The 22,481-nt window shown below is 40.7% G+C and carries 24 protein-coding genes; 3 read left to right on the top strand and 21 right to left on the bottom strand.

Translation table 11 applies throughout. The annotated features are described in order from the left end of the window. Position 1: 1 nt before the first annotated feature. The 12 genes from O3640_RS09320 to O3640_RS09265 all read right to left on the bottom strand — a co-directional run bounded on the left by O3640_RS09320 (position 2) and on the right by O3640_RS09265 (position 13,563). Positions 2–538: a F0F1 ATP synthase subunit delta gene (locus O3640_RS09320; RefSeq protein ID WP_045635118.1), complete on the bottom strand. Its 537-nt coding sequence runs from the start codon at positions 536–538 to the stop codon at positions 2–4. Continuing rightward, on the bottom strand, positions 538–1,032 hold the full coding sequence (gene atpF / locus O3640_RS09315) for a F0F1 ATP synthase subunit B (RefSeq protein ID WP_048774975.1): 495 nt from the start codon (positions 1,030–1,032) through the stop codon (positions 538–540). Before atpF ends, O3640_RS09320 begins: the two co-directional genes overlap by 1 nt. 18 nt (positions 1,033–1,050) lie before the next feature. Then, positions 1,051–1,767 (bottom strand): F0F1 ATP synthase subunit A, encoded by a 717-nt coding sequence (gene atpB / locus O3640_RS09310; protein WP_045503863.1) that lies wholly within the window; start codon positions 1,765–1,767, stop codon positions 1,051–1,053. A 35-nt stretch (positions 1,768–1,802) separates the two neighbouring features. Next, the gene (locus O3640_RS09305) at positions 1,803–2,003 is read right to left on the bottom strand and encodes a F0F1 ATP synthase subunit C (protein WP_045503865.1); all 201 of its coding nucleotides are present in this window, start codon (positions 2,001–2,003) and stop codon (positions 1,803–1,805) included. Positions 2,004–2,259: 256 nt separating this feature from the next. Then, positions 2,260–2,760, bottom strand: a complete 501-nt coding sequence (locus O3640_RS09300; protein WP_268723232.1) for a phosphatase PAP2 family protein — start codon at positions 2,758–2,760, stop codon at positions 2,260–2,262. A gap of 152 nt (positions 2,761–2,912) precedes the next feature. After that, entirely contained in the window at positions 2,913–5,309 is a 2,397-nt protein-coding gene (locus O3640_RS09295; protein WP_223361976.1) for a glycogen/starch/alpha-glucan phosphorylase, read from the bottom strand. Between the two features lie 213 nt (positions 5,310–5,522). Then, the gene (gene glgA / locus O3640_RS09290) at positions 5,523–6,953 is read right to left on the bottom strand and encodes a glycogen synthase GlgA (protein ID WP_096755055.1); all 1,431 of its coding nucleotides are present in this window, start codon (positions 6,951–6,953) and stop codon (positions 5,523–5,525) included. Next, the gene (gene glgD / locus O3640_RS09285) at positions 6,950–8,089 is read right to left on the bottom strand and encodes a glucose-1-phosphate adenylyltransferase subunit GlgD (protein WP_061594344.1); all 1,140 of its coding nucleotides are present in this window, start codon (positions 8,087–8,089) and stop codon (positions 6,950–6,952) included. The genes glgA and glgD overlap by 4 nt, the downstream gene beginning before the upstream one ends. Next, on the bottom strand, positions 8,079–9,221 hold the full coding sequence (locus O3640_RS09280) for a glucose-1-phosphate adenylyltransferase (protein WP_061594345.1): 1,143 nt from the start codon (positions 9,219–9,221) through the stop codon (positions 8,079–8,081). Before O3640_RS09280 ends, glgD begins: the two co-directional genes overlap by 11 nt. 184 nt (positions 9,222–9,405) lie before the next feature. Next, a complete protein-coding gene (gene glgB / locus O3640_RS09275; RefSeq protein ID WP_045503874.1) occupies positions 9,406–11,307 on the bottom strand; it encodes a 1,4-alpha-glucan branching protein GlgB in 1,902 nt (633 codons plus the stop codon). 257 nt (positions 11,308–11,564) lie between these two features. Then, positions 11,565–13,298, bottom strand: a complete 1,734-nt coding sequence (gene ptsP / locus O3640_RS09270) for a phosphoenolpyruvate--protein phosphotransferase (RefSeq protein WP_045635112.1) — start codon at positions 13,296–13,298, stop codon at positions 11,565–11,567. A 1-nt stretch (position 13,299) separates the two neighbouring features. Beyond that, complete coding sequence (locus O3640_RS09265; RefSeq protein ID WP_006596636.1) at positions 13,300–13,563, bottom strand: phosphocarrier protein HPr; 264 nt, start codon at positions 13,561–13,563, stop codon at positions 13,300–13,302. 445 nt (positions 13,564–14,008) lie between these two features. Here O3640_RS09265 and nrdH point away from each other — a divergent pair, with 445 nt between their 5' ends. From nrdH to nrdF, 3 genes are all read left to right on the top strand, one after another. After that, positions 14,009–14,227 carry a glutaredoxin-like protein NrdH gene (gene nrdH / locus O3640_RS09260; RefSeq protein WP_008809491.1) on the top strand — a complete coding sequence of 73 codons (219 nt, stop codon included), beginning with the start codon at positions 14,009–14,011 and terminating at the stop codon, positions 14,225–14,227. Positions 14,228–14,312: 85 nt separating this feature from the next. After that, entirely contained in the window at positions 14,313–16,472 is a 2,160-nt protein-coding gene (gene nrdE / locus O3640_RS09255; protein ID WP_061583059.1) for a class 1b ribonucleoside-diphosphate reductase subunit alpha, read from the top strand. A 166-nt stretch (positions 16,473–16,638) separates the two neighbouring features. Beyond that, the gene (nrdF, locus tag O3640_RS09250; protein ID WP_061410476.1) at positions 16,639–17,598 is read left to right on the top strand and encodes a class 1b ribonucleoside-diphosphate reductase subunit beta; all 960 of its coding nucleotides are present in this window, start codon (positions 16,639–16,641) and stop codon (positions 17,596–17,598) included. A gap of 97 nt (positions 17,599–17,695) precedes the next feature. Here nrdF and O3640_RS09245 read toward each other — a convergent pair whose 3' ends face one another. From O3640_RS09245 to argB, 9 genes are all read right to left on the bottom strand, one after another. Next, positions 17,696–18,364 carry a CPBP family intramembrane glutamic endopeptidase gene (locus O3640_RS09245; protein ID WP_053794477.1) on the bottom strand — a complete coding sequence of 223 codons (669 nt, stop codon included), beginning with the start codon at positions 18,362–18,364 and terminating at the stop codon, positions 17,696–17,698. 4 nt (positions 18,365–18,368) lie between these two features. Further along, positions 18,369–18,902: a DUF3267 domain-containing protein gene (locus O3640_RS09240; protein WP_046165291.1), complete on the bottom strand. Its 534-nt coding sequence runs from the start codon at positions 18,900–18,902 to the stop codon at positions 18,369–18,371. A gap of 18 nt (positions 18,903–18,920) precedes the next feature. Then, positions 18,921–19,091 carry a hypothetical protein gene (locus tag O3640_RS09235; RefSeq protein WP_371586845.1) on the bottom strand — a complete coding sequence of 57 codons (171 nt, stop codon included), beginning with the start codon at positions 19,089–19,091 and terminating at the stop codon, positions 18,921–18,923. 21 nt (positions 19,092–19,112) lie between these two features. Then, on the bottom strand, positions 19,113–19,661 hold the full coding sequence (locus O3640_RS09230; protein WP_268709761.1) for a DUF3169 family protein: 549 nt from the start codon (positions 19,659–19,661) through the stop codon (positions 19,113–19,115). After that, positions 19,658–19,900, bottom strand: coding sequence for a hypothetical protein (locus O3640_RS09225; protein WP_125367473.1), 243 nt, complete (start codon positions 19,898–19,900; stop codon positions 19,658–19,660). Before O3640_RS09225 ends, O3640_RS09230 begins: the two co-directional genes overlap by 4 nt. Then, complete coding sequence (locus tag O3640_RS09220) at positions 19,897–20,100, bottom strand: helix-turn-helix transcriptional regulator (protein WP_008809497.1); 204 nt, start codon at positions 20,098–20,100, stop codon at positions 19,897–19,899. Before O3640_RS09220 ends, O3640_RS09225 begins: the two co-directional genes overlap by 4 nt. Positions 20,101–20,111: 11 nt before the next feature. After that, positions 20,112–20,441 carry a hypothetical protein gene (locus tag O3640_RS09215; protein WP_008809498.1) on the bottom strand — a complete coding sequence of 110 codons (330 nt, stop codon included), beginning with the start codon at positions 20,439–20,441 and terminating at the stop codon, positions 20,112–20,114. Between the two features lie 146 nt (positions 20,442–20,587). Beyond that, on the bottom strand, positions 20,588–21,730 hold the full coding sequence (locus O3640_RS09210) for an acetylornithine transaminase (RefSeq protein ID WP_371586844.1): 1,143 nt from the start codon (positions 21,728–21,730) through the stop codon (positions 20,588–20,590). Positions 21,731–21,732: 2 nt separating this feature from the next. Beyond that, the gene (argB, locus tag O3640_RS09205; RefSeq protein WP_061583062.1) at positions 21,733–22,470 is read right to left on the bottom strand and encodes an acetylglutamate kinase; all 738 of its coding nucleotides are present in this window, start codon (positions 22,468–22,470) and stop codon (positions 21,733–21,735) included. Between the last annotated feature and the right edge of the window lie 11 nt (positions 22,471–22,481).

Genomic DNA, 22,481 nt, shown 5'->3' with positions numbered 1-22,481 from the left:
TCTATTTCAATTTTTCTTTAACTGCTTTCAACTGACGCTTAATGCTTGTGTCAATTATCTTATGATTGGCTGTGATGGCAAAGCCTCCAATCAAGCTCCCATCCAAATTTTCCTTAATGGAACGAACCTTGAGGTTCATCTTCTTCTCAATCACAGGAATAAGCCGAGCCTTCTGCTCTTCTGATAATCCCTCCACTGAATGGATAGTTACCTCAAATTCATTGGTTTCCTTCTCGATTTTCTTCAAGATATCGAGTAAGATTGGATAAAAGAAGTCTTCCCGTCCATTTTTTACTAGGACTTCGATCAAGTTGTTAACCAAGACCGAATCACATGTTTGAAACAAACGAAGAACCTTACTTTTTTCAGCTTGACTGACGCCAATATGCGATAAAAAGTCAGCAAGATGGGTTTCTTCAAAAATCCCCTTAATCTGACTTAGCTCTCTAAATACATCTCTTTGCTGATTTTTTTCAAGCACTATTTGGACAAATGGAGCAGCATACTTTTCAACGGTCGCATCGCTTCTCTTGTCCATTAGGCATCTCCTAGCTTGTCGATATAACTGTCAATCAATTGACTTTGAGCTTCCTTGTCTAAGGTTTGGCCAATAATCTTACTAGCCAAATCAATTGACAAATCTGCCACATCACCCTTGATTGATTTTAAAGCTTCTGCTTTTGATTGAGCAATTTCTTGATTTGCCTTTTGCTTCAATCGGCTAACTTCTTCTGTCGTGTCAGCTAAAATACTCGCTTTGTTTTTCTCAGCTGTTTCTTTAGCTGTTTCAACAATAGTAGCAGCTTCTTCACGGCTTCCTACCAATGCTTCTTCACGCTTTTGCGCTAAATCTTCTGCCTTTTTGCGAGCAGATTCTGCTCCATCAATATCGTCTGAAATCTTTTGAGCACGCTGGTCTAAAATCCCGATAATATTACCCCAAGCAAACTTCTTAATGAGAAATACTAAAAGAAGAAAGGAGCCGGCAATCAGGATAAAGTTGCCAATAATTTCACCTACGGTTATATTCATTTTATCTATCCTTTCTTTTTATTCTTCCTCACCATTAATTTTCTTACCAAGATACATAGATGTTAGCATGGTAAAAACATAGGCTTGGATACAGGAAATGAAGATGGAAAAACCAGTCCAAACCATGTTCATAATAAAGGCAATTGGATACCAATACGCTGCTTGATGTGCCCAAGTCAAGAGCAAACCAGCCAATACTTCACCTGCAAAAATATTCCCATAAATCCGCAAGGCTAGCGAAGCAAAATTGGTAAATTCTTCCAAGATATTCATGGGTGTCATGATACCTGGAGTCACAAAACCTTTTAGATATCCTTTTATACCTTGACGACGGATTCCCTCAACGTGACAGAATACCGTCACTAAAAGAGAGAACCCCAAGTCAAAAGCGAGATTGGCTGTCGGCGATGTCCAGAGATTGAAACCATTGGTTGTCTGAACCTTGGCCATTAATCCCAAGTTATTAGCCACCGTTACGAAAAGAAAGAGGGAAAATAGAAAAAGCGAATAATTCTTCATATAATGCTCACCAACATTTCCCTTGGTAAAATCTATAACGAAATCATAGATGTATTCCAGAGCATTCTGCTTTCTTGACGGTTTAATCGTCATTTTTCGACTTGCCCAATAAACAAGTCCAAAAGTTACAAACACCGTTAGCAAAGTCATGGCCAGCAGGGTCAAATCAAAGGTCACAGGACCCACATTGATAGTTGGATTAATACTTTCTTCCAACAGATGACACCCCCTTTTCTAAAGAGAATACTTTCTTATTTGATAACAAAGGACATAGCCAACGTTACAAAGAAAGTACCTTCAACAAAGGCTACTCCCAAGATTAGGAGACTTCTCAATTGACCGATAATTTCTGGCTGACGAGACGCTGCCTTAAATAGATTACTCATAATCATACCTTCAGCAAGCGATACGCCAAAGCAGGCCAAACAAAGTCCTAAATATGTTAAATTCATGATGAATTCTCCTTTTGTGTTTTTAAAATTACTTCCTTAGTTTAGTCCTAAAAAACTGTTTTGTCAAATGTTTTTATACATTGTAAGCGATTTTAATTTATTACCCTTTTCTTCATTAAATATAGTAAATAAAAACCGCTATATTTCGCTATTTCTTTCTCTTTTTTTCCTGAAAGATGGCTTTTAAATAGGACAAAAGTGCTAAAACTGTTCTTCTTTGTCAAATCAACAATAATAAATTGACAAATGTTGCTAATTAAAATATGAAAAGAATACTCCCCCAGCAAATGCCACAAAGATAGCCGACTAGCACATCCTTTGGATAGTGTACCCCGCCAATCACGCGCACTATGGCAAGCCCTGCTGAAAGCAAGAGACAGATAAGCCCCGGTAGCCAAAAAAAGTGGAACAGACACATAGAAATCAAGGCTGATGAGAAAACATGACGGCTGGGCATGGACTTGCCTAATGTATCCTTAGCCAGCAAAGGCTGAATAGCCCATTTTTCGTAAGGGCGTGCTTGATTCAGCCGTTTGCGAATAGCTGACAACAGAGCAAATCCAATAGCTGGTAGGAGCCAAAAAGCAAGCAATCCTTTCCACCCTTTATTTATATAGGCACTAAGCAGGACTAGTCCATAGACTAGGGGCATGAAAATTATCATCGCCCGATTAAAATAAGCAAATCCCTTCACCCACTGAGGTCGACTACGAAAGGGAGCCGTTAAGTGTCGATAAAAAGTCGTATAGTCTTTCAAACCCTACCACCGTTTTTCAAATAAGTTAAGCTCATATGTTCTTTCTAATTTCGGTTTTAATTTTGGCAGTTTAAAATGCGATCCCAGTTGAATACCAAAAGAGACTAAGCACAAAGTCTCAACCTCTTAATATTCATAATTGTCAAAGAATACTACTTCTCTAAGTTCCAGATTTCCTTAGCATATTGCTCAATGGTATCATCTGAGGTAAACTTGTCAGATGTAGCAATGTTAATCAAACTCATGCGTGCCCATTTTTCTTTGTCACGATAGAGAGCATCAATCTTCTCTTGAGCTTCTACATAGGAATGGAAATCTTCCAAGAGGAAGTATTCGTCATTGTGGGTGATGAGGGCTTCGTAGATTTCAGAGCCTTCTTCACGAACGTTTGGAATGGTTCCGTTGACAAAGGTGTCGACCACTCGACGAATGTCTGGATTGCTCTCATAGACACCGCGTGAGTAGTAATCGTGGCGAGCATAGTGCTCGTAAACTTGGTCCTTGTCCATTCCGAAGATGACAATGTTGTCATCACCGACCTCGTCCTTGATTTCGATATTAGCTCCGTCCAGTGTAGCTAGGGTAATGGCACCTGTCATCATGAACTTCATATTGGAAGTACCAGAAGCTTCCTTGGAAGCCAGAGAAATCTGCTCAGATACATCTGCTGCTGGAATGATGAGCTCAGCTAGGCTGACTCGGTAGTTTTCCAGAAAAACAACCTTGAGTTTGCCTTGCAGGCTTTCATCCTTGTTGACCAGATTGGCCATTTCATTGATCAGTTTGATAACAGACTTGGCAAAGTGGTAGCCCGGAGCAGCCTTGGCGCCGAAAATAAAGACACGTGGCACCATATCCTTATCAGGATTGTCCTTAAGGTCCCAGTAGAGCTTGATGATATGAAGCAGGTTGAGTAGCTGACGCTTGTAGGCGTGGAGGCGTTTTACCTGGACATCAAAGATAGCTTCTGTAGAAACTTCTACCCCTGTTGATTCCTTGATGAAGTTAGCCAGACGAGCCTTAGCTTCTTGCTTAACCCGATAGAAATCGCCCAGCACTTGCTTGTCATCCTTGAATTCCAAAAGCTTACGCAGCTCATGGATATCACTTCTCCAGCCCTTACCAATTAGTTTATCAATCTCAGCTGATAAAGGCTCATCCGCAATTTGCAACCAGCGGCGTTGGATAATCCCGTTGGTTTTGTTATTAAATTTCTCTGGATAGATAGCATAAAAGTCACGCAAGGTATCTTCTTTGAGCAATTCAGTATGGAGTTTGGCAACCCCGTTAATCGAATGACCGCCAATGATCGCCAAATGAGCCATGTGGATTTGATTGTCTTTGACGATCCGAGTATTTTCAATGATTTGCGGAGCAATACCGCGACTAGCCATTTCTGTCACATAACGGTTATCGATTTCCAAGATAATTTGATAGACCCGAGGCAGGACATTCTTAAAGAGTTCAGCATCCCATTTTTCCAAAGCTTCAGATAAAATAGTGTGGTTAGTATAACTCATGGTCTTAACCGTTGCATTCCAAGCATCAGCCCATTCAAGACCATATTCATCCATCAAAAGACGCATAAATTCAGCTGGTGAAACAGCTGGATGGGTATCGTTGATATGGACAGAAACCTTCTCATGAATATCCTTGAGCGGACGACCTTGCTTGAGGTAGGATTTGATAATTGTCTGCAAACCTGCACTGGTCATAAAGTATTCCTGAATCAAACGTAGTTCTTTACCTTCATGACTAGAATCATCTGGATAAAGAATAGCTGTTATATCCTGCACACGGCGACGAGCTTCGATTGTCGGATAGTCTAGCTCATATTCTTCTGGAATCTCAACATCCCAAAGTCGCAGGTTATTGACATTATCATTGCCAAAACCAATCTGAGGTACATCATAAGGCACCGCACGCAAGGTTTTAGAATTCTCATAAACCGGTACAATTCTTCCTTCTTCGTTAGCACGGAGATAAACATTACCGAAAATTTTAACGTCTACAATATCATGATCCTTTCGAGTCTCCCAGACATTCCCCAGTCTTCCAAACCAGTCATCGGGAATTTCAACCTGGTATCCATCTACGATCCGTTGTTTGAAGAGACCATAGCGATAGCGAATCCCATTTCCAAAACCAGGATAGCCCGTTGTAGCAAGAGAATCCATAAAGGCAGCAGCCAAACGACCGAGACCACCATTTCCTAAAGCCATGTCATGCTCAGCATTTTTTACAGCTGTAAAATCTACTCCCATTTCTGCAAAACCATCTTTGACAGTATCAAGGATCCCAAGATTGAGTAGGTTAGTTTCTAACATACGACCCGGTAAAAACTCAATAGAGAAGTAATAAGCTGTTTTTTGGCGGTGTTCGACCAACTTTTTACGGCGTTCCAACCATAGTGGAGTAATATACTTACGAACAGTATTAGCCAGAGCTTGGAAGAGTTCTCTCGGCGTTGCATCAGCTACTTTTATTAGTTGTCTTTCATGTAAAATATCCTTAAAATCTCGGATAAATTGCTCTTTTGTCAGTTCCATAGTGGACGATTATCTCCCTTTCTTGATAGCGGGAAACAGTTTTTTAATGTAGAAATACTTTTTTCAATCAAGATGGGAAACACTCGCTTCAGCTACCAGCTAAAACAAAGCTCCAAAACAGCATGATAATATATAAAAATGTAATTCTCACGGAAATCCTCCCTTGTCCCATGGTCAAGAGAGGATTTGCTTATACTGATTCCAAAGTAAATGTTATAGAAGTGATTGGTACAAATCACTATATGCCAAGCTAGCCGTGTCCCAAGAAAAATCTCTTTCCATGGCCTGTTCTTGCATGGATTTCCATGCCTCCTTATCGTGGGTATAGAGGTTAAGAGCTTCTTTAAAAGTCCAGCTCAACCAATAACCAGAAAAATTATTAAAACTAAATCCAGTTCCTTGACCTGTATAAACATTATAAGGTTCTACTGTATCGCGCAGACCGCCAACTTCATGTACCAAAGGCAAAGTTCCATAACGCATAGCCATCATTTGAGATAGACCACAAGGTTCGAAGCGACTAGGCATCAGGAAAATATCACTGGCAGCATAAATCTCTTGGGCTAATCCCACATCAAAGAGAATATTAGCCGAAAGCTTGTCTGGGTATGCTTGACCAAACCATGCAAAGGCTTGCTCAAATGCTGGATCACCTGTACCCAAAAGGACGATTTGTACATCTTGCTGAAGAAAATTATGCAACTCTTCAACCACTAAGTCAAAACCTTTCTGCCGAGTCAGGCGTGATACAATCCCGACAAGTGGAACATCATCTCTAACAGGCAAGCCTACGCGTTCCTGTAAAGCCCGCTTATTTTCTAGTTTACCAGATAAGTCAGATTTGTCAAAGTGATGGGCTAGCAATGGATCTGTTTCAGGATTGTAAATCTCTGTATCAATACCATTAACAATACCCACTAACTTACCAGATTCCATCCGCAGGATCTGATCCAAATTGCAACCAAATTCTGGAGTCCGAATTTCACCAGCATAGCTAGGAGATACAGTTGTCACTCTGTCCGCGTAGAGAATACCAGCCTTCATCCAGTTGAGGCAGTCATTCCAGCGAAGGGTTCCGTCTGCATAGCGCTCATAGCCTACTCCGAAGAGCTCCCAGAGCATACTGTCCGGGAATTGACCTTGGAATTCCAGGTTATGGATGGTCAAGACGGTTTTGATATTCTGATATGCCTGAATCCAGCGATATTTTTCCTTAACCAAGAAAGGAATCATCGCAGTATGGTAATCGTGAACGTGGAGGACATCTGGGATGAAATCAATCCGCTCCATCAACTCAACTGCTGCTAGTTGGAAGTAGGCAAAGCGCTCACCATCATCAAAGTCTCCATAAACATGACCTCGGAAGAAATAATGCTGATTGTCAATGAAATAGAAGGAAACGCCATTCAAGACCAGGCGCTTAACCCCAACATACTGACGTCGCCAACCAACACTAACCTCAAAGTAGAAGAGATCCTCTACTTGATCGCCGAATTTAGCATCCGTCATATCATAATAAGGAAGAATAACACCAACTTGGTGACCATGTTTAACAAGTGATTTTGGGAGAGCGCCGATAACGTCCCCCAAACCACCTGTCTTCGAAAATGGTGCTCCTTCTGCTGCTACAAATAAAATCTTCATTGAATCATGTCCTCTGTTACTTTTTGACCTTTTTTAACAACAATTGGATTATCTTCTGTTCCACGTATTACGACGCCTTCTGCAACCTCAACGCCTTTGTCAAGGATGGCATATTCAACTGTTGCATTTTCCCCAATTTTAGCTCGAGGAAATAGAATACTATTTTTCACTTGGCTACCAGCTTTGATATTAGTGTTACGTGAGATCACTGAATTAGCAACTTCACCCTCTACAATACTTCCAGATGCAAATTGGGCGCGAGACACTTTTGAAGAAGGAGAATAATAGGTAGGTTCCTCATTCTTAACCTTGGTATATATTTTTTGATTTGGGCTAAAGAGTGAATAGAATTTTTTGCTTTCTAACATATCAATGTTAGCCTGATAGTATGTTGCTACAGAGTGGATATTGGCCAAATAGCCAGTATATTCATAGGCAAAAGCACCTTCTTCAACCGCTAAATCACGTAGGACATAGCGAAGCTTTTGAGGGTATTCTTTATTAGCCTCTTCCTCCAACTTTTCAATTAACCATGGAGTATCCACAACAAAGATATCCGTAGACATATTGAAGAGTTCTGCATCTTCCCGCTCATCAAAGAGCTTATGACCTCTGACGTGGTCCGTTTCATCAATATTTAAAACAGAGTTTACTTCAGAAATATTTTCTTTATGCAGTTTCTTATAAACAACTGTGATCGGTTGTTGCGTTGTATTGTGTAAGTGGAAAACTTGATTGAGATCTATATTGATCAAAATATCACAGTTGAGAGCAACCGTTTGGTTAGAACCAGAACGTTTGAGATAAGTCAAGAGCTGATCATAGTATTCCTCACCGACTGTAGAGCTTTCTACACGAGTATTGTAGATCCCCAAATAGTAGTGACTGAGGAGAGTAGATAGTCCCCATTCACGACCTGAACGGATATGGTCAAATACTGAGCTAATGTTGTCCTGTTGGAAGATACCAAAGACACTACGAATTCCTGCGTTAGCCAGACTTGAAAGCGGGAAGTCGATCAAGCGATATTTCCCACCAAACGGAAGGCTGGCAACTGGACGATGATCTGTCAAAGTAGACATGTCGTGGAAACCGACTGTATTTCCTAAAATCGCTGAATATTTATCAATCTTCATCTTTTGGTACCCCCACTTTCTCGTTGTATCCAACAACAAATACTTCCTCTGTGCCATCTATTTCTACACCTTCAGCAATGATGGCGCCTTCTCCGATAATAGCCCGTTTAATCTTAGCACCCTGACCAATAATAGCCCCGCTCATGATGACAGAGTCCTCAATAACGGCATCCTTTCTAACCTGAGCCCCAGTAGAAAGAATGGAGTGTTTAACAGTCCCATCGACAAAGCAACCATCAACAACCAGAGAATCTTCTACTTTGGCATTTTCACTGAGGAAGTTTGGCGGAGAAATCAAGTTACGAGAATAAATCTTCCAGCGACGGTTACGGCTATCCAAAGCATTTTCTGGATTGATATATTCCATATTAGCCTCCCAGAGAGACTCAACCGTACCAACGTCTTTCCAATAGCCTTCAAAATCATAAGCATAAACACTTTCGCCAGATTCTAAGTAGTTAGGGATAACATTTTTACCGAAATCGGACATATCTACATTGCTCTTTTCAGCTGCCACCAGCATATTGCGCAGGCGTTGCCAATCAAAGATATAAATCCCCATAGAAGCCTTAGTTGACTTAGGATTTTCTGGTTTTTCCTCAAATTCAACAATCCGATTATTAGCATCTGTATTCATGATACCAAAACGGCTGGCTTCTTTGAGAGGCACATCCAGTACAGCTACTGTCAAGCTGGCATTATTGTCCTTGTGAGACTGGAGCATATCATCATAATCCATCTTGTAAATATGGTCTCCAGATAAGATCAAGACATATTCTGGATTGATGCTGTCAATGTAATCAATATTTTGGAATATTGCATGGCTGGTACCTTCAAACCAGCGATTTCCTTCACTAGCAGAATAAGGCTGAAGAATGGACACCCCTGTATTAATGCCGTCTAATCCCCAGCTGGACCCATTTCCAATATGGCTATTCAAAGCCAGAGGCTGGTATTGAGTAATGACACCGACATTGTGAATGCCGGAATTAGCACAGTTAGACAGGGCAAAGTCAATAATACGATATCGTCCACCAAACTGTACTGCAGGTTTTGCAATACTCTGTGTAAGCTTTCCAAGACGTGTTCCTTGCCCACCGGCAAGAATCAAAGCTAGCATTTCATTCTTCATAGACTACTCCTTGCTAAGGTTCGAGTGCATTAAACATCAAAAACAGGAAATGTGTTGACGGAACGGTACTCCAAGGAAGACTTATACCTTACAGCATCCGAACTTATGGCTCATTTCATTTCGCAAATTGCGTATTTTTCTCCGATATTTTAATACAAGTTCAATTACAACAAATGGGATAACCCTATTTTTTATTTTTAGTCGACTTTGATTTAATACGACGCTTGATCTTCCAGATGCTGGCTCCAAGAGCTGGCAGTGTGAAGGTCAAGGTCTGAGGATAATCCTTCCAAAGTCCTTCTTGAGACTGAACTGTTTCGTTATGTTCCTTCCAAACACCTCCCCATTCTTCTAATTCAGTGTTCCATACTTCTTCATAAATGGCTTCCACTGGAACACCAATGGTAAAGTTCTTCCGCTCTACCGGCGCCATATTGAATACACAAACTAACATATCTCCTTTTTCAGTCTTACGAATAAAGGAGAGGACACTTTGATCAACATTATCTGCATCAATGATTTCGATACCATCATAACTCAGATCAATTTCCCAAAGCGGACGATTGTCTTTATAGAAGGCATTGAGTGCAGCAGTAAAGCCCTGCATCTTCTTGTTCATTTGATCGTCCAGATTAGACCATTCTAGCTGCTCTTCTGACTTCCATTCTAAGAACTGACCAAATTCTGATCCCATAAAGAGCAATTTCTTGCCCGGATGGCAGATTTGGTAGGTCAGCAAGTTGCGGAGCCCTGCAAATTGATTATAACGGTCGCCCCACATCTTGTGCATGAGACTCTTCTTGCCGTGAACCACTTCATCATGTGAGAACGGCAGTAGGAAGTTTTCAGAGAATACGTACATAAAGCTAAAGGTTACCAGATTAAAATCGTACTTACGATAAATCGGATCTTCTTCGTAGAAACGAAGGATATCATTCATCCAGCCCATATTCCACTTGTAGTCAAAACCTAGGCCACCCAGCTCTCTCATACCCGTAATCTTGGTGCCTGAGGAACTTTCCTCTGCAATCATCATGACATCTGGATGAGCTAGCTTGATAACCGTATTGAGGCGTTGCAGGAAGTAATACCCTTCATAATTGCGATTGCCTCCATCTTTGTTTGGTTGCCAAGGTCCGCTATCATAGTCCAGATAGAGCATATTGCTGACAGCATCAACCCGAATCCCGTCCAGATGATAGAAATCAATCCAGAATTTAATGCTGGAAATCAAGAAAGACTGAACCTGATTCTTGCCCAAATCAAAGTTGAGAGCACCCCAACCATAGTTATGAGCCCGATCGTGGTCCTGATACTCGAAAGTCGGTGTGCCATCATAGTAGGCTAAAGCATCATCATTAATAGTGAAGTGACCTGGTACCCAGTCTACAATGACCCCGATATTGTTCAAGTGACACTCTTCGACGAAATCTTGGAATTCCTCAGGTGTACCATAGGTATGCTCAAAGGCGAAGTAGCCCATAAGCTGATAGCCCCAGCTAAGTCCCAGTGGGTGAGCCATAAGTGGCATAAATTCCACATGTGTGTAGTTCATCTCCACTAGATAAGGAATCAAGTCTTCTTTTAACTGAGAAAAGCTATAAGGACTGCCATCTTCATTGCGTTTCCATGAGCCAGCATGCACTTCATAGATATTGACAGGTCGTGAGAAGAAGCCCCAGCGCTTCCGACGGGCTAGCCAGAGACCATCTTTCCATTTCTTTTCAGGAATAGTACGGATAACTGCTCCAGTTCCAGGACGCTCTTCCAAATAGATAGCCAGTGGATCAATTTTCAAAATTTCTTGACCACTGCTACGTTTGACATTGTACTTGTAAATATCTCCTTCCTTTGGTAGGTCTGTAAATACTTCCCAGACCCCTGCTTCATTACGTGCCATAGGAATTTGATTTTCATACCAATTAGTGAAATCACCAATCAAATGAACACTCTGAGCATTGGGAGCCCAAACACGGAAAGAGTAGCCGACCTTACCATCTACTTCTTCCTGATGTGCTCCTAGATAGTGTTGCAAATGAAAGTTTTCACCAGTTGTAAAGGTTCTTAATGCTTCGTTTTTGTCCATGCAATCACCTCTTTGTAAGCGTTTTCTATGTTTCTATTTTATCTTAATTTCGACATTTTTTCAAGTAAATTTCATAAATTTTGGCAATTTTTTCCAAAAACCGAACGATTGCCCTCTCTCCGTTTTCTTATATGCCAATTTCCTGTTGATTCATTTTCATCCATATATAAGTTGATGTTTTGACGAACGAAATTTAAAGAAAGAACCATTTTGAAAATGGTTCTAAAAAAGAGCGGTTTCCCGCTCTATAAAATTAATTAATCAAAGTCCAGATATTCTTTTTCAAGTTTCAAGACTTCTTCCAACGTTGCACATTCTGTCAATGCACGTTGAGCCAGTTCTTCCATCTTCTTAGTATCTAGCTTCTTCATGAGGCTACGAGTCCGAAGAACAGATGTCGCACTCATAGAGAACTCATCCAAGCCCATACCAACAAGCAATGGTACTGCAGTTTGGTCACCAGCCATTTCTCCACACATACCTGCCCACTTACCTTCCGCATGAGCTGCCTTGATAACATTATTGATCAAACGAAGGATAGATGGATTATATGGTTGGTAGAGGTAAGAAACTTGTTCATTCATCCGGTCTGCTGCCATAGTGTACTGAATCAAGTCATTGGTACCAATAGAGAAGAAGTCAACCTCCTTAGCAAATTGATCCGCCAGCATAGCTGCAGCCGGAATTTCAATCATGATACCTACTTGAATGTTGTCTGCTACAGCAACACCTTCAGCCTGCAACTTCGCCTTTTCTTCTTCGTAAACCGCTTTAGCTTTACGGAATTCTGTCAGAAGAGCTACCATTGGGAACATGATGCGCAATTGTCCATGTACAGAAGCACGCAAGAGAGCGCGAATTTGTGTACGGAACATTGCATTACCAGTTTCAGAAATAGAGATACGCAAAGCACGGAAGCCAAGGAATGGGTTCATTTCATGTGGCATATCGAAGTAAGGGAGTTCCTTATCTCCACCAATATCCATCGTACGAACAACCACTGGTTTTCCATTCATTCCTTCAAGAACAGCTTTGTATGCTTCATACTGCTCATCTTCTGTTGGGAAATCTTGTGAATCCATATAGAGGAACTCAGTACGGTAAAGACCAACAGCTTCTGCACCATTTGCATTTACACCTTCAACGTCTTTTGGTGTACCAATGTTAGCCGCCAACTCGAAGTGTTTGCCATCTGCAGTTACAGTTTCGGCATCCTTAAGCAATTCCCATTCAGCCTTTTGTTTTGCATAAGCTTCACCAGCTGCTTTGAAGTCTGAAATTTGATCTTCAGTTGGGTTGATAATCACTTCACCAGTGATACCATTAGCTGCAATGATGTCCCCGTCTTTTACCAATTCTGTAATATTATTAGTACCGAGAACAGCAGCAATTTCAAGCGTACGAGCCATGATTGCTGAGTGACTAGTCCGTCCACCGATATTTGTTACAAAAGCCTTAACAAAGTTTTTATCAAGCTGTGCTGTATCAGATGGAGTCAAGTCATGTGCAATGACAACCACTTCCTCATTAATAGAAGCTGGGTTTGGCAATTTTTTACCCAAAAGGTTTGCAAGAACACGTTTTGTAACGTCACGGATATCCGCTGCACGTTCCTGCATGTACGGATTGTCTTCCATACCTTCAAAAATTGTGATAAACATATCCGTTACTTCTTTAAGTCCCGCTTCAGCGTTCACTTTTTTCGTACGGATTGTTTCTTTAATCTGACCAACCATTTCAGGGTCAGAGAGAACCATTAAGTGAGCATCAAATACTTGGGCTGCTTCTTCACCAAGGCTACCTACTGCCTTCTCGCGGATAATAGAAAGCTCGTTCTGTGAAGCTTCAAGAGCTGCATCCAAACGAGCCTCTTCTGCATTCGTATCTTCGACTGAAACAGTCTCAAATGACAAATCCGGTTGGACTAATAGATATGCCTTAGCAACAGCAACACCATCAGATGCCGCAATTCCTTTAAGCATTTCTGTCATATTATGCCAATCCTTCTTTTTCCATTGTTTCTGCAATTGCTGCAAGTGCGTCATCAGCGTCTGCACCTTCAGCAGAGATAACTACGTCTGCACCTTGACCAACACCAAGGCTCATTACGCCCATGATTGATTTTAAGTTTACTGATTTACCTTTGTATTCAAGAGTGATATCTGAAGCAAATTTACTTGCAGTTTGAACCAACAAAGTTGCTGGACGAGCGTGAATACCTGTTTCTGCCACAATGTGGAAATCTTTAGAAGCCATAATTAGACTCTCCTTTAAATAATTCTTTTTTAGGATATTTTGATAACCCTTACAATTTCTGATTATATCATTTTTTGAAATCTTTTTCAAGAATCAGTATCAGTTTTTTCAAATTTCAACAGCATTTTTCAATCTAAAATCTTATCAGACACCTTATTTTATAAGTTCTATCTAGCTATGCCTCCAGATAACTTTTTATTTGAGAATTGTTAACTCTATTTTCAAAAAAATTAGAAAAGAATTTTGTTACCTAGGTGAAAACCTTGATTTATCAATCTTTAAGATACTTCCCCTCTTTTCTCCTTCACTGCAAAACACCATATCTTGTATTCTATACTGTGTTATAATAAAATATAACACAATATTTAGTCTAATCCATTGACAAGATTTTTTCTTTGAGATATACTAAGAAAGAATTAAATTTTAATAAACAGGAGTTCCTTTTATGGTAACGATTTACTCAAAAAATAATTGTGTTCAATGCAAAATGACCAAACGATTCTTGGATACAAATCATGTGGAATATAGAGAAATTAATCTTGACGAACAGCCAGAATATATCGAGCACGTCAAAAGCCTAGGCTTCAATGCTGCTCCAGTTATTCAAACAGCAACTGATGCTTTCTCTGGTTTCCAACCAAATAAATTAAAACAACTGTCATAAGAATAGCAAGACAAAAAAGAAGGGGAGCTTCTATAGTATATAGGAGCACTTTCTTTTGTAGAAAAGAATTATAAAGGAAACGATTATGGGTTTAAAACACTTAGAAGACGTTACATACTTCCGTCTTAACAATGAGATTAACCGTCCTGTCAACGGTCAAATCATGCTTCATAAAGACCAAGAAGCCTTAGAAGCTTTCTTTAAAGAAAACGTTGAGCCGAATACTAAACAATTTTCTTCAATTACAGAAAAAATTAAATATTTAATAGAAGAAAACTATCTAGAAAAAGAATTTATCCAGCTTTATTCTCCTGAGTACATCGAAGAGCTGGCTGCTTTTATCCATGCGCAAGATTTCAAGTTTAAATCTTTCATGGCAGCCTACAAGTTCTATAATCAATATGCACTAAAGACCAATGATGGCGAGTACTATTTAGAAGGCATGGAGGAGCGCGTTCTCTTTAACGCCCTCTACTTTGCCAATGGAGATGAAGCGATCGCTAAGGATATTGCCAATGAAATTATCCACCAACGCTATCAACCTGCTACACCAAGCTTCCTTAATGCAGGTCGAGCTCGTCGCGGTGAATTGGTTTCCTGCTTCCTCATCCAAGTAACAGATGACATGAACTCAATAGGCCGCTCCATCAACTCTGCCCTTCAACTATCTCGTATCGGAGGCGGGGTCGGTATTTCCCTCAGTAACCTGCGGGAAGCTGGAGCACCTATCAAAGGTTATGAAGGAGCTGCGTCTGGGGTTGTGCCTGTTATGAAACTCTTTGAAGATAGCTTCTCCTACTCTAACCAACTGGGACAACGTCAGGGAGCTGGGGTTGTTTACCTCAATGTCTTCCACCCAGATATCATCGCTTTCCTTTCTACAAAGAAAGAAAATGCTGATGAAAAAGTTCGGGTTAAAACTCTCTCACTTGGTGTCGTCATCCCGGATAAGTTCTACGAATTAGCTCGGAAAAATGAAGAAATGTACCTCTTCAGCCCATATTCTGTTGAACGCGAGTACGGAGTGCCATTTGCCTACCTTGACATCACTGAAAAATATGATGAACTAGTAGCAAATCCTAAGATTACCAAAACGAAGATTAAAGCACGTGATTTGGAAACAGAAATCTCCAAACTCCAACAAGAATCTGGCTATCCTTATGTCGTAAACATTGATACAGCTAATCGTTCAAATCCAATCGACGGTAAAATCATCATGAGCAACCTTTGCTCTGAAATCCTGCAAGTACAAGAACCTAGTCTCTTGAATGACGCACAAGAGTATCTCCACCTGGGAACAGATGTGTCATGTAACTTAGGCTCTACCAACGTTGTCAACATGATGACTTCCCCTGACTTTGGAAAGTCTATCCGGACTATGACACGCGCTCTTACTTTCGTTACTGATAGTTCACACATTACAGCTGTGCCTTCTATTGATCACGGAAATAGCCTAGCCCATACTTTTGGTTTAGGTGCTATGGGGCTACACAGTTATTTAGCTCAGCAGTTAATTGATTATGGTTCAGCGGAAGCTGTAGAGTTCACCAGCATCTACTTCATGCTCATGAACTACTGGACCTTGGTTGAGTCTAACAATATCGCTCGCGAGCGCGGTGTAACCTTCCACAACTTTGAAAAATCTGACTATGCTAACGGAACTTACTTTGACAAATATCTGACAGGTGAATTTGTACCTAAGTCTGACCGTGTCAAAGAACTCTTCGCAGGAATCTTTATCCCGTCTGCAGAGGATTGGGCAGAGTTGCGCGACAAGGTCAAGGCTGATGGCCTCTACCACCAAAACCGCCTAGCTGTTGCACCAAATGGATCTATCAGCTACATCAACGACGTTTCTGCCTCAATCCACCCAATTACTCAACGGATCGAAGAACGTCAAGAAAAGAAAATCGGTAAGATCTACTATCCTGCTGCTGGTCTATCAACTGAAACCATTCCTTACTATACTTCTGCCTACGACATGGACATGCGCAAGGTTATCGATGTCTATGCAGCGGCAACTGAGCACGTGGACCAAGGACTTTCACTCACACTCTTCATGCGTAGTGACATTCCAAAAGGCCTCTACGAGTGGAAAAAAGAAAGCAAGCAAACTACTCGCGACCTTTCTATCCTGCGTAACTACGCCTTCAACAAGGGTATCAAGTCCATCTACTACGTCCGTACCTTCACTGATGATGGTGGCGAAGTCGGTGCCAACCAATGTGAAAGCTGTGTGATCTAGTTCTTCTAGTAATCAGTCATCTCGTTTTTACTTACTGACTCGATTACTATTATCAGCTAACAACTCAAAAGTCGGTTCGCCGACTTTTTGTTCGATCCCCTTATAAAATTGTGATAAAATAATAATGATTCTTTATCACATCACAACACATAGAAAGAGATTTCAAATGGAAACTTACTACAAAGCCATTAACTGGAACGCTATTGAAGATGTTATCGATAAGTCCACCTGGGAAAAACTGACCGAGCAATTCTGGCTGGATACACGGATTCCCCTATCCAATGACTTGGATGACTGGAGAAAGCTATCCCACAAGGAAAAGGACTTGGTCGGCAAGGTCTTCGGTGGTCTGACCCTGCTGGATACCCTCCAATCTGAGTCTGGTGTAGATGCCCTGCGTAAGGACGTCCGTACAGCCCACGAAGAAGCTGTCTTCAACAACATCCAATTTATGGAGTCCGTTCACGCCAAGTCTTACTCTTCTATCTTTTCTACGCTTAACACCAAGTCAGAAATCGATGAAATCTTTGCTTGGACCAATACAAACCCATACTTGCAAAAGAAAGCTGAAATTATCAACGAGATTTACTTGAATGGTACAGCCTTAGAAAAGAAAGTAGCCAGCGTTTTCTTGGAAACCTTCCTCTTCTACTCTGGTTTCTTCACTCCTCTATACTATTTGGGTAATAATAAACTGGCTAACGTCGCTGAGATTATCAAGCTAATCATCCGTGACGAATCCGTCCACGGAACCTACATCGGCTACAAGTTCCAGCTAGGTTTTAACGAATTACCAGAAGACGAGCAAGAAAAACTCAAAGAATGGATGTACGATCTGCTCTACACCCTCTATGAAAATGAAGAAGGTTATACAGAAAGTCTCTATGACGGTGTTGGCTGGACAGAGGAAGTCAAGACCTTCCTACGCTACAACGCCAATAAGGCCTTGATGAATCTAGGCCAAGATCCTCTCTTCCCAGATACCGCTGATGATGTAAACCCAATTGTTATGAACGGTATCTCAACTGGTACTTCCAACCATGACTTCTTCTCCCAAGTTGGTAACGGCTACCTACTTGGTGAAGTGGAAGCTATGCAAGATGAAGATTACGATTATGGTTTATAAAAACAAAACCCATTCCAAAATTTGGAATGGGTTTTTTATCTACTATTTTAAATAACAAATCTTGAAAAGATCGTTCAATAGTATTGGTTCTCACTTTTTAACGAAGGAAAATGAGAAGAAGAAAGGCAAGCAAATTATTAGCCATATGCAAAGCAATCGCATAACGTAAATCTTTTCTACATAAATATCCTAAGGCAAAGATAACTCCCATAATAAAATACGTTAGAAATTGACCTGGAGTTGCTGGCCTATGAAGTAGAGAAAATAAAGTAGAGGAGACAAGAATATAGAGTAACTTTCGTAAGGAGGTCACTTGGTTTGAGAAAAAGAACTTAGCCATAAAACCTCGAGTCAGCAGCTCTTCAACAATCGGAGCAAGGAAAACCACAAAAATAAAAGCAAATGCAGGCTGATAAGCAATCAGCATTTCTACATTATTTTGATTTTCCGACGGATTCGTGGGCATTAATTCTTGGAAAATTATAAAAGCAATCAAAAGAATGACCGGTAGCCAAACAGAAGAGATTATCCTTGTTTTTTTTACCTCTAATTTCAAATCATGCTGATACCATTTCCACAAAGGAATAATATACAAAGCCGATAAGAATAAAAGGATCGGAAGAGCAATATATTGAGAGGTTCCCATCATCAGAGATTCTAAAACACTAGAAATGATGCTTGAAAAAATAACAAAATAAGACAATATAACTAATGAATAAAGTCCTAAATGGACAAGGAAGGTTTTGATGTTCTTTGTATTCTTCATATTTCTAATCCTTTCGATAAATATTTAGACCAACTTCGGTATCTTCAACAAGAATTTCTTCCTTCTGACTAATGAGGATATAAGACAAATAAAAATCACCGATACAAGAGGCTGCATGAATGCTAGCCAGAGCAATGTAGGAAGGGCTGGATAGCCATTCAAGTTCACAACAGACTGTTAAAAAGAGACTGATCAAAACAAAGGGTGCCAGAGCAATGATCAACATCTTCCCCCTGCTATAAAAACTCCCAGGGCTAGTCGCGTAGGCCATACCGTTTTTAAAACCAAATTTGACCTTCGTTTTGTCATCACCAAAGATCTTGAAGAAAAAGCCATGGATCAACTCGTGCACAACCAGCAAGGCGAACAAGTATAAAAAGTCTGTAAAGACGAACAGCCCCTCGTCTTCTTCTAGCAATTCAAGTGCTACCCAAGCAAAGAAAAAGAGAAAAGGGAGAATTAATAAAAGAGCTCCTATATTAAGCCAAAGGTTCGTTTTCTTATCCGTTAAAAAATCAATCTTTCTCAGTAATTTCATAGTCAATCCTTTCTTCTTTTATTTAAAGTACTTTTTAACCATAGGATAGAACATGACATTGATATAAATGAAAATAATGGTCAGTACGATATAAGCTGAAACAACATTCATCGGAGTCAGCAAGCCCACCAACCACATAAGAACATATAGGCTAGGAATGACCCGCTGATTTAGGTTAAAGAGGATCAAAAAGCTCTGTTCATAGTTAGCTTATAGTTCTCCCTCGTCAAAGGAAAAAGCAAATTTCTTCATTTCTTCAACGGTAGGTGCCATGGATAGTTTATATTTTCGGATTTTCTGTGTCGTCTTGAGCAATACTATTTGGGCAATTACAAGAGCTAGAAGAATAACTCCATCATATAGATTAATCCAAAACACCGCACCAGCTTCTAATAATGGAAAAACATAGTTTACACCAACAAATAAAGTAAATAACGTCAAAGCGGAGGTGACATTAAATAAGATTGTCACAGATTCTAACGTTTTAAAGCTTCGACGATAAAGCACATATTCTTTATCTTCATCCTCTTCTTTCTCCATAGACAGATGATACTTATTTGCTTGGTAGATTAAATAAAAGGTTAAAGGATAAAGAATGGTCAAGCAAACACGTCCTATGTTTTGTAGTAGTCCTACATTCAAAAAACTTGGCCAAGAGACATGTTCAATGCGAGCAGCAAAGGAGCCGATTGCTCCTCCAATGATTATGGCTAGAATTAAGAAAATTACATTTCTCATTATTCTTTTTTTCGTTGTCATGATTTTCCTTTCCTATCTCTCAATTTAGAGCCTACACTAGACTTACAGCTAGCTTTTCTTTTATGGCTTATTCTTTTATCTAGGATAGCTGCTAGAGTGAGATAAAACACAACAGCCCATTCTAACCTCAGGGGCAATTCTATTTGAAGTAGCCCTGCATCTTTTAAAACATAAGATAAGACATAAACAATAAACAAAGATAAAAGCAAAAGTTGACGATTATTTCTAAGTTGTTTCATTCTTCCTCGATTCTAAAAACGTTCTCGACAGTTTCTCCAAAAATATGAGCAATTTTCAACGCAATGATGATAGAGGGAGTGTACTCGCCTCGTTCCAAGAGACTGATAGTCTGTCTAGATACTTCTGCTCTCCTTGCTAACTCTGTCTGATTGAGGCCATCTCGCGCTCGCAACTCCTTGAGACGATTCTTTAATTTCATGAAATTTCCTCTCAATTCTCCAGCAATTCAACAGACCGAATATCTTCAATGCGCATAAGCTTCGTTTTTTTCTGGCCTTTTTTATCTGTTTTACTAAGCTTAACCCAGTCTTCATCCACATCCACTACAAGCCAATCATTTGTCCCAATCAATTCACTAGTAATCATTGGTTTCTTTCCAATCATCTCTTTTAAAAATCGTGACATTGTTTTCTCTCCTTTTCTATTTCTTTCTAAAGACTTTATCCGTCCCTGCATCCGTTTTAACTTATTGGAAGAATCAATCCCAAAGATAAAAACCATAAAAGTCATCGGAAACAAGAACCATAAGAATACATTCATAAGCGTCCCTCCATTTCCTGTTCAAAAGTATTGTAACAGATTCTTTTCTTTTTGACAAGTATCTTTGTCAAAAAAATAATAATCATTGTCAAATTTTCTATTATCATAGACAAAAAAGAATCCAGCTCAAACTGAATCCTTTTCCTTTATTCATCTACTTCTGAAAATACTTCTTTTAAAACAGTAATCCCCTGCTGGATTTCCTCCCTGCTGATAGTCAAAGGCGGCAGGAGACGGATAACATTCTCTCCGGCGGTCAGGATAATCAAGCCTTTCTGACGAGCAGCTTCAACAATCTTTGACAGACTGGCGCTTGTCTCAATCCCAATCATCATGCCCAGACCGCGAACAGCAGAAATCTTTGGATGGTCCTGAAAAGCAAGCTGCAACTGCTCCAGTAAGATGGCACTCTTAGACCTGACTTCTTCCAGAAAGCCCATCTCTTTCATAATATGCAAGGTCTCCAAGGCAGCTGCCATGGCTAATTTATTGCCACCAAAGGTAGAACCATGACTGCCAGGTCCAAGAGCGGAAGCCAATCTGGATTTTCCTAATAGAGCACCTGCAGGCAGGCCATTGGCCAGACCCTTAGCCAGTGTCACAATATCCGGTATAATCCCATAATGCTCAAAGGAATAAAGCTGACCAGTGCGCCCCATACCTGTCTGTACCTCATCAACAATCAGCAAAATCCCCTCTCGTTGGCAAAAATCAGCCAAAACTTTGACAAAGCTTGCTTCTGCTGGACGAACTCCTGATTCTCCTTGGACCAATTCCAGCATGATAGCTACTGTATCCTGATTGACCAAGTCTTCTACGCTGGCCAAATCATTGTAAGCTGCATAGCTGAAATGAGGCACCCCATCACCAAATCCTTCCTTGATCTTATCCTGTCCTGTTGCGGCCATAGCGCCAAAGGTACGACCGTGAAAGGATTGCTGAAAGGTGATAATGCCTTGCTTGCCAGTAGCCTTACGAGCTAGCTTAATAGCTGCTTCATTGGCTTCCGCTCCGCTATTACAGAAAAATGCCAAATAATCATAAGAACCTGCCAACGCTTGAGCCACCTGCTCTTGCAGGGAGCTAAGATAAAGATTGGGGCTGTGCCAGATGCGCCCTGCTTGCTGGATCAAAGCCCGCTGAACCTGAGGGTGAAAGCCAAGATTGGTTACGCCAATCCCCGATGAAAAATCCAAATAAGCCTTTCCCTCACTATCAATCAGATAGGTGCCCTCTGCTTTAACAAACTCAATAGGTGCCCGCTTGTAGTTTTCAAATAAATAAGTCATAATTATCCCTCTGCTATCAAGGTGCCCGTCAAAAGATTATCGCCAATCAAAACCTGCCCGACACCGGAAAGCACAGTCTGAACAGCACTCTCAATTTTGGGAATCATGCCGCCCTTGATGACACCTGTCTGAATCTTCTTGGAAACCTGACTGGTCAGAAGCTGGGGCAGGACTTTTTTATCCTCCAGAACCCCTTCTATATCTGTCATCAGGATCAGCTTCTCTGCCTGCAGGCTGCTGGCAACAGCTGCTGCCAGATAGTCTGCATTGATATTTAAGAACTCGCCAGCAGCATTTTCTCCTAGCGAAGCCAGCACTGGGACGATGTTCGCAGCCAGCAGCTGCTCTAGATAAGCAGTTTGAATCGCCGTCACTTGACCGACATAGCCATAGAGATCTTTATCGATAAAATCTGCCGAAACTGTCTTTCCCAAATGTGAAACCAGCTGAAGGCTTTCAATATCTGAGTCGTTCAGTTCTTGTGTCAGCGTCCGTCCGACTTGACCTAGCAAGGCCTGCTCAATAATGGGTAAGTCAGACTTAGCTGTCACACGCAACCCCTTAACCTTGCGAGTTGGTAGATGACGCTCTTTCATGAGTTGGTTTATGACCAGACCGCCCCCGTGAACGACCACGATTTTCTTACCAGCTGCTATCCATGCTTGCATCTGCTTGATAAACTTATCAGACAGCTTTTGCGCAGCAACACCACCAATTTTTATAACAATCACATCTTTCATTGCATTTCTCC

The organism is Streptococcus sp. 27098_8_75, from assembly GCF_041432475.1.
GTDB lineage: Bacteria > Bacillota > Bacilli > Lactobacillales > Streptococcaceae > Streptococcus > Streptococcus gordonii.
Note: the sequence above shows the minus strand (reverse complement) of the source record. Positions and strands in the feature narration are given on the sequence as shown.

What these genes read in the sequence shown, in the direction of transcription:
- O3640_RS09220 (WP_008809497.1), bottom strand. Translation starts at nt 20,100, where the DNA reads ATGAAATTAAAGAATCGTCTCAAGGAGTTGCGAGCGCGAGATGGCCTC.
- O3640_RS09245 (WP_053794477.1), bottom strand. Translation starts at nt 18,364, where the DNA reads ATGAAGAATACAAAGAACATCAAAACCTTCCTTGTCCATTTAGGACTT.
- nrdE (WP_061583059.1), top strand. Translation starts at nt 14,313, where the DNA reads ATGGGTTTAAAACACTTAGAAGACGTTACATACTTCCGTCTTAACAAT.
- O3640_RS09240 (WP_046165291.1), bottom strand. Translation starts at nt 18,902, where the DNA reads ATGAAATTACTGAGAAAGATTGATTTTTTAACGGATAAGAAAACGAAC.
- O3640_RS09210 (WP_371586844.1), bottom strand. Translation starts at nt 21,730, where the DNA reads ATGACTTATTTATTTGAAAACTACAAGCGGGCACCTATTGAGTTTGTT.
- nrdF (WP_061410476.1), top strand. Translation starts at nt 16,639, where the DNA reads ATGGAAACTTACTACAAAGCCATTAACTGGAACGCTATTGAAGATGTT.
- glgD (WP_061594344.1), bottom strand. Translation starts at nt 8,089, where the DNA reads ATGAAGATTGATAAATATTCAGCGATTTTAGGAAATACAGTCGGTTTC.
- O3640_RS09305 (WP_045503865.1), bottom strand. Translation starts at nt 2,003, where the DNA reads ATGAATTTAACATATTTAGGACTTTGTTTGGCCTGCTTTGGCGTATCG.
- nrdH (WP_008809491.1), top strand. Translation starts at nt 14,009, where the DNA reads ATGGTAACGATTTACTCAAAAAATAATTGTGTTCAATGCAAAATGACC.
- O3640_RS09225 (WP_125367473.1), bottom strand. Translation starts at nt 19,900, where the DNA reads ATGAAACAACTTAGAAATAATCGTCAACTTTTGCTTTTATCTTTGTTT.
- glgB (WP_045503874.1), bottom strand. Translation starts at nt 11,307, where the DNA reads ATGGACAAAAACGAAGCATTAAGAACCTTTACAACTGGTGAAAACTTT.
- O3640_RS09320 (WP_045635118.1), bottom strand. Translation starts at nt 538, where the DNA reads ATGGACAAGAGAAGCGATGCGACCGTTGAAAAGTATGCTGCTCCATTT.
- argB (WP_061583062.1), bottom strand. Translation starts at nt 22,470, where the DNA reads ATGAAAGATGTGATTGTTATAAAAATTGGTGGTGTTGCTGCGCAAAAG.
- atpF (WP_048774975.1), bottom strand. Translation starts at nt 1,032, where the DNA reads ATGAATATAACCGTAGGTGAAATTATTGGCAACTTTATCCTGATTGCC.
- O3640_RS09265 (WP_006596636.1), bottom strand. Translation starts at nt 13,563, where the DNA reads ATGGCTTCTAAAGATTTCCACATTGTGGCAGAAACAGGTATTCACGCT.
- glgA (WP_096755055.1), bottom strand. Translation starts at nt 6,953, where the DNA reads ATGAAGATTTTATTTGTAGCAGCAGAAGGAGCACCATTTTCGAAGACA.
- ptsP (WP_045635112.1), bottom strand. Translation starts at nt 13,298, where the DNA reads ATGACAGAAATGCTTAAAGGAATTGCGGCATCTGATGGTGTTGCTGTT.
- O3640_RS09280 (WP_061594345.1), bottom strand. Translation starts at nt 9,221, where the DNA reads ATGAAGAATGAAATGCTAGCTTTGATTCTTGCCGGTGGGCAAGGAACA.
- O3640_RS09230 (WP_268709761.1), bottom strand. Translation starts at nt 19,661, where the DNA reads ATGACAACGAAAAAAAGAATAATGAGAAATGTAATTTTCTTAATTCTA.
- O3640_RS09215 (WP_008809498.1), bottom strand. Translation starts at nt 20,441, where the DNA reads ATGAATGTATTCTTATGGTTCTTGTTTCCGATGACTTTTATGGTTTTT.
- O3640_RS09295 (WP_223361976.1), bottom strand. Translation starts at nt 5,309, where the DNA reads ATGGAACTGACAAAAGAGCAATTTATCCGAGATTTTAAGGATATTTTA.